Origin of the sequence: Calothrix rhizosoleniae SC01 (assembly GCF_900185595.1) — a bacterium.
In the GTDB taxonomy this organism is placed as follows: domain Bacteria; phylum Cyanobacteriota; class Cyanobacteriia; order Cyanobacteriales; family Nostocaceae; genus Calothrix_A; species Calothrix_A rhizosoleniae.
Map to the genome: position 1 here is coordinate 1 of NZ_FYBH01000248.1, position 5,868 is coordinate 5,868.

The 5,868-nt window shown below is 39.7% G+C and carries 6 protein-coding genes; 1 reads left to right on the top strand and 5 read right to left on the bottom strand.

Features of this window, described 5'->3' with window-relative positions:
- From CALSC_RS14685 to CALSC_RS14695, 3 genes are all read right to left on the bottom strand, one after another.
- Positions 1-513 (bottom strand): HEAT repeat domain-containing protein (locus CALSC_RS14685; RefSeq protein WP_200817641.1); only part of this gene is annotated, 513 nt, incomplete at its 3' end.
- 385 nt (positions 514-898) lie between these two features.
- Positions 899-1,762 (bottom strand): fructosamine kinase family protein, encoded by an 864-nt coding sequence (locus CALSC_RS14690; protein WP_088242071.1) that lies wholly within the window; start codon positions 1,760-1,762, stop codon positions 899-901.
- Positions 1,763-1,929: 167 nt separating this feature from the next.
- On the bottom strand, positions 1,930-2,481 hold the full coding sequence (locus CALSC_RS14695; protein WP_088242072.1) for a Uma2 family endonuclease: 552 nt from the start codon (positions 2,479-2,481) through the stop codon (positions 1,930-1,932).
- A 353-nt stretch (positions 2,482-2,834) separates the two neighbouring features.
- On the opposite strand from CALSC_RS14695, the gene CALSC_RS14700 reads away from it, so the two are divergent.
- Positions 2,835-3,581, top strand: coding sequence for an LOG family protein (locus CALSC_RS14700; protein ID WP_088242073.1), 747 nt, complete (start codon positions 2,835-2,837; stop codon positions 3,579-3,581).
- A gap of 58 nt (positions 3,582-3,639) precedes the next feature.
- Here the strand turns inward: CALSC_RS14700 and CALSC_RS14705 are convergent, their stop codons facing one another.
- Together CALSC_RS14705 and CALSC_RS14710 are read right to left on the bottom strand one after the other, a co-directional pair.
- Positions 3,640-5,031 carry a malic enzyme-like NAD(P)-binding protein gene (locus CALSC_RS14705; protein ID WP_088242074.1) on the bottom strand — a complete coding sequence of 464 codons (1,392 nt, stop codon included), beginning with the start codon at positions 5,029-5,031 and terminating at the stop codon, positions 3,640-3,642.
- Between the two features lie 422 nt (positions 5,032-5,453).
- The coding region (locus tag CALSC_RS14710) for an exopolysaccharide biosynthesis protein (RefSeq protein ID WP_088242075.1) at positions 5,454-5,868 on the bottom strand (415 nt) is incomplete at its 5' end.

Here is a 5,868-nt window from a genome sequence, read left to right on the forward strand (position 1 = left end):
TAGAGCATGAGCAGCACCCCTACGAACATCAGAATTTTCATCTTTGAGAGCAGTAATTAAAGCTGGAACTGCATCTGTACCAATTTTCCCTAGAGCATGAGCAGCACCCCTACGAACATTAGAGTTTTCATCTTTGAGAGCAGTGATTAAAGCTGGAACTGCATCTGTACCGATTTTCCCCAAAGCATAGGTAGTAACAACACGAAGATCCTTATTGTTATCCTGTAATGATTTAGTTAAGTAAGGTAGCGCTGTTGCATTGATATCAATTTCACCAAGTGCAGCAATAGCGATAATACGAAGATTTTCATTCTTACTTTCCAAAGCTCCTATCAATACAGGAAGCGCCTTAGAGTCACACCTTACCAGTGCATTGAAAGCAACAGAATCTCCATTACCTAATTTCTTGATATGCTTTTGAATCTCTGTATCACTACATTGAGAAGGATTTGCAGAGTTTTGAGCAAAAACTTTTACACTATTGAAAACAGGTAAAATTAATGTTCCCAGCATAGTGAAAGTAGTGAATATGCCTGCTATGTATTTCCTGCGAGGGCTAAACATGACAACACTCCTTAACACACTTCAGCTTGTGCGTATCCATAACAAGCTACAAAATACACTAGTATATATCCGGATGCCCTAATATTTACTTAATTAATTTTTAATTAAAAAGCTACGTTATATGCAGGACAGCTCAATAACTATACGGAGAATAAATAATCAGCTAATTATGCATACTATAGATTTGTATTACTGGATCTAAAGATTTTTGCGATCGCGCTACAAATATTTTTCAACCGCAAACTGAAAGTTGTAAAACTCCAGTCTCCTACGTTCCTACAAGTTAGCAACCATATCATCAGTTTGCCGTAGTAGTATGAAATAAAAATTATAATCACCGTAAAATCCTACTAATCATACTATTAGCCTGGGATTCATAACTACCACCAAACAAATTGAAATGATTAACAACGTGGTATAAATTATACAAATTTTTCCGACCTTCGTATCCAGAATCTAAAGGAAATACCTCGTTATATCCCTGATAAAATCCCCTGGGAAAACCACCAAAAAGCTCCGTCATGGCAATATCAACTTCACGATCGCCAAAATAAGTTGCAGGGTCAAAAATCACTGGTTCTCCCTCCACTGTACAACCAGCGTTACCACCCCACAAGTCCCCATGTACTAATGATGGTTGCGGTTCGTGTCCGGCTAATAATTCAGGAATGGCGGTTAATAACTCCTCGGCTTGGGGAAAATGTCCCCCTCTTCTTCTCCCTAATTTAAATTGATAACCAAGGCGATGTTGGGTATAAAATTCCCCCCAATCCTCTGTCCAAGTATTAATTTGGGGTGTGGAACCAATGGTATTATTCATATCCCAACCAAAGCCTTTGGGACTAGTGATTTTATGCATTGCTGCCAACTTTCGTCCCATTTCTATGGAGGATTGGCTTTTACTACCTCCCATTTCCAACCATGACAAAACTATGTAACAGGAATTACCTGCTGTACCCGTACAAAGAGGTTGGGGAACGCGGATAGTGGCGGTATCAAACATTTGTTGCAAACCCAGAGCTTCCGCCTCAAACATGGCAATTTGAGAAGCTTGGTTAAGTTTGACAAAGTAAGTTTGTTTGCCATTGGATACAGCGTAACCTTGATTAATACATCCACCGCCTACAGAGCGCCGTTGTGCAGATTGGAAGTTTTCCCCAGTTACCTGGCTAATATGGGCATCAATATCATTCCACATGGTTAGAATTAAGATTTTTCCTAGAATTTATTGCAGTATGAAATTTGTTTAAAAAGTTTTATTTTAATAGATGGTAGAGTCTACTTTGAGAATCATAGTTTTATTACAAGAATTTGGGATTGCTTCCTTACGTCGCAATGACATATCTAAAATAATTAAGGCAAAAATTATTTATTGATAATTTGTTCTACTGCAATAGAAACATCAGGAAACGCCAGAGGTTGAATTATTCCGGTAGCGAGTGTAAATTTGCTGGCGTAATCTCCGTCTAAGGGTTCTCGAAACACCACCAAATGCAATTTTTTGAGATTGACAACCCAATACTCCGGGATACCAACTTCGGCGTAGATTTTGCTTTTTCTTTCTAAATCTTTCTCTAAACTAGAGTTTGCATACTCAATCAGCCAAAAAATATTTTCTGGATAGGGGTGATGCTCTCGGTAATCCCTTCCTAAACGTTGAACTATGGCTATATCTGGTTCGGGTTCAGAATCGTTGGGTAGTGTAATAGGCTTAGCTTGGCGAATTGTAGCACCCGTACCTAATAAACTACTCAAATACTCACCTGCTTCATGGCTACAATAAGCATGAGGTTCTCCTTCTGGCGGCATTTCGACAATTTCTCCCTTTAGTAATTCTACTTGGCGATCGCACAAAATCCCAGCAGCAATCATGCGATGATAGTCGTTAATTGTCCATTTTGCAGCGATGAGAGTCATTTCAGTTATCAGTTATCAGTTATCAGTTTCCCCATAGATAAATCAAGGGGCTTGGGTAGGGGAAAATTTTTGGATTTATTCCACTGATAAATCCGGGGAATTGTATCATCAAGGAATTATTGGTCTATTGAAATACTTGCTTTCCATGATGATTCTATTCTCTCATGTGAAATCATTCTCATGATTCACAATTTACCGTTTAATATAGGTTTCATTCCATCTCTATACCATTTTAAATTTTAGATTGTGAAAAATTTACCCTATCAGCTTTTTCAGCTTCCATTTGTCACAATCATCTTAAAATCGGTCTGACTTCAAGACTGGGAATTCCAAATTAGTAATGTCATATCATAATGAGCGATCGCAATCCAGAAAATTCCGACTCTCCTCTACCGCCAAAATCAAACACAGTCAGTATTTACGATGCGGAAGCATCTTTCCAAGTCATAGAAAATTCTATTCTCGGACTATGGAAAGTTGTCAATAACCTAACTACCATCCATCCTCCTCAATGCGATCGATATCGGGTAACTATTTTTGGCTCTGCAAGGTTAAAGAAAGAACATCCAGTATATGTAGGAGTACGTCACCTTGCCAGTGAATTAACTGCTATGGGGTGCGATATTGTTACAGGTGGAGGGCCAGGATTAATGCAAGCGGCGAATGAAGGCAGTGTAATTGCTGACCCCAAAGACCAAACTAAATCCATCGGTATTCGCGTAGATTTAGATTTTGAACAAGAGACAAATCCTTTTGTGGAGCAAGTTTATCAACACCAGACCTTTTTTACCAGATTACATCATTTTGTCCTGCTTTCTAACACCTTCGTCGTCGTACCAGGGGGTATTGGTACGGCTTTGGAAGCATTAATGATTTGGCAATTGCTACAAGTGCGCCAACTACATAATAAGCCCCTAATTATGGTAGGACATATGTGGTCAGACTTCCTCAATTGGACAGAAGAATATATGGTAAATGCCACACCCCCAATGGCAAGTCCTGGTGATCTGAAAATACCCCACTGTGTAGATACCTTTGAAGAAGCGATCGCATTACTCCGGGAATTTCATAGTAAATGGACACAGAAATGCGATATTTAGATCATAAATTTGGATTCCAAAAATCCATGTAATCCTTGAAATCCCTACAACCCATGATCTAACAAGAAGCAATCCCCTCTTGACGTGCAGCTTGTTGGACTGCACCAGCCACCACCGTAGCCACTCGCTGATCAAAAACAGAAGGAATAATATGTTCTCGATCTAAATCAGAAGGTTTAACTAATGAAGCGATCGCATTTGCAGCTTCCAGGTACATAGTAGCTGTAATAGTAGCAGCTCTACAATCCAACGCACCACGGAATACTCCAGGGAAAGCTAAGACATTGTTAATTTGATTGGGGTAGTCACTACGACCAGTCGCAATGACTGCAACATCATTGTAGACTAATTCCGGTTGAATCTCAGGAATAGGATTAGCCATTGCAAAGATAATCGGATCTTTCGCCATAGATTTCACCATATCTGGGGTGACTACTCCCGGCGCACTCAATCCAATAAACACATCAGCCCCTTGCATTGCACCCGCCAAAGCACCTTGGGCTTTAACAGCAAATTCTTGTTTTTCTAGGGTTAAATGGGGACGACTGGTGGAAATAATTCCTTGGGAATCACACATCCAAATATTTTCTGCACCAGCTTTACGTAGTAACCGGGCTACAGCAACCCCAGCAGCTCCAGCACCATTAATCACAATGCGGACTTCTTCTATGGATTTATGTACCAACTTTAAAGCATTGACTAAAGCTGCCAAAGTCACAATGGCAGTACCATGTTGATCGTCATGGAAAATGGGAATATCTAATTCTTGTCTGAGTCGAGCTTCAATTTCAAAACAACGGGGAGCAGCAATATCTTCTAGATTTACACCTCCAAATACAGGAGCAATATTTTTAACAGTACGGATAATCTCATCTGTATCTTGACTATCCACACAAATAGGGAAAGCATCAATACCAGCAAACTCTTTAAATAGCATAGCTTTCCCTTCCATTACTGGTAAAGCTGCTGCTGCTCCCAAATTACCCAAACCCAATACCGCACTACCATCAGTGACAATTGCAACCATGTTTTGTTTAACAGTGAGGTTGTATACTTCCTCTGGATTTTCAGCAATCGCACTACAGATTCTGCCTACACCTGGAGTATAAGCCATTGCCAAGTCAGAAACGTTTTTTAGTTGAATGCGACTAGCAATACTAATTTTGCCCCCCCGGTGTAAATTAAAGGTGCGATCATAGACATTTACCACCTTAATATCAGGTAAAGCCTTGACTGCTTGCACAATCCCTTCAGCTTGTTCCGTACTTGCAGCATCAACAGTGATATCCCGAGTCGAAATTTTCCTGGTTTGCTCGATTAAATCAATTTGTCCTAGATTACCACCAGTAGATGCGATCGCATTAGTAACACTAGCCAACATACCGATACGATTAGGTATTTCGATGCGAATTGTCAAACTGAAGCTGGGATTGGGTGTGAGTTTTGCCATGCTGTTACTATGATATGCTTTGATCTGGAAAGGCTGATTTGATATGACTCGAGCGATCGCACTAAAATCAATCTACCTGAGTCACAGAATATCTTACCAGAAGTGTAACGAGAGGATGAAAGCCTCTGATCAAGAGCAACACAGTTGTGTATTTCGTTCTTGAGATAGGGGATGAAACCCGAAACTGTGGGATCAATCCCACAGTCCCCAGAGAATCTTAACATTATGAAATTCCTCGCCTTTAAGCAGGGGAGCAGTCAACCATAATTCATATCTCAAGACCACACTTTTCTCAAAATCTAAAATCTAAAATCCAAAATCCTATTACTTCCGGATGTATTTATTCACTTGAGGAATACAGAATTTAGTTAGATGCACCCTAATTCTTACCCCCAGTTTCTGACTGGGGGTTTTTTCATAATTCACTGAAAAATTTTCGGTAGTAAATAAGGTGCTAACCAAAGTGCATAAACGATAAATCCGAATAACAAGGTAGTCAAGGCTGTAAATCCATAACTAATACACATTAACAAACCATCAGACTCAATCATAGCCACAGCAATCATTAATATACCGATAGTGGGAATGGGATTAGTAAAAGGTACTGGAGAAATGAGTAATAATGCTAGCCAAAAAATACATAAACCGTTAAATCTCCACACATAGGGATGATCGGCTATTTTTCTCAGGCGGGGGCGGGTAATTTTTTCTAAAATTCTTGTGACTCGGCGTAAGTTCTTTAACAGGACTTGTGCAAAAGAACGAGGAAATTTATACCGAGCAATTTTTTTAGGTAGCCAAGGAGAGCGTCTTCCTAACATTATCTGTCCAGATAAG

Coding starts and splice junctions, on each gene's coding strand:
- CALSC_RS14690 (WP_088242071.1), bottom strand. CDS start 1,762: ATGTGGAATGATATTGATGCCCATATTAGCCAGGTAACTGGGGAAAAC.
- CALSC_RS14695 (WP_088242072.1), bottom strand. CDS start 2,481: ATGACTCTCATCGCTGCAAAATGGACAATTAACGACTATCATCGCATG.
- CALSC_RS14700 (WP_088242073.1), top strand. CDS start 2,835: ATGAGCGATCGCAATCCAGAAAATTCCGACTCTCCTCTACCGCCAAAA.
- CALSC_RS14705 (WP_088242074.1), bottom strand. CDS start 5,031: ATGGCAAAACTCACACCCAATCCCAGCTTCAGTTTGACAATTCGCATC.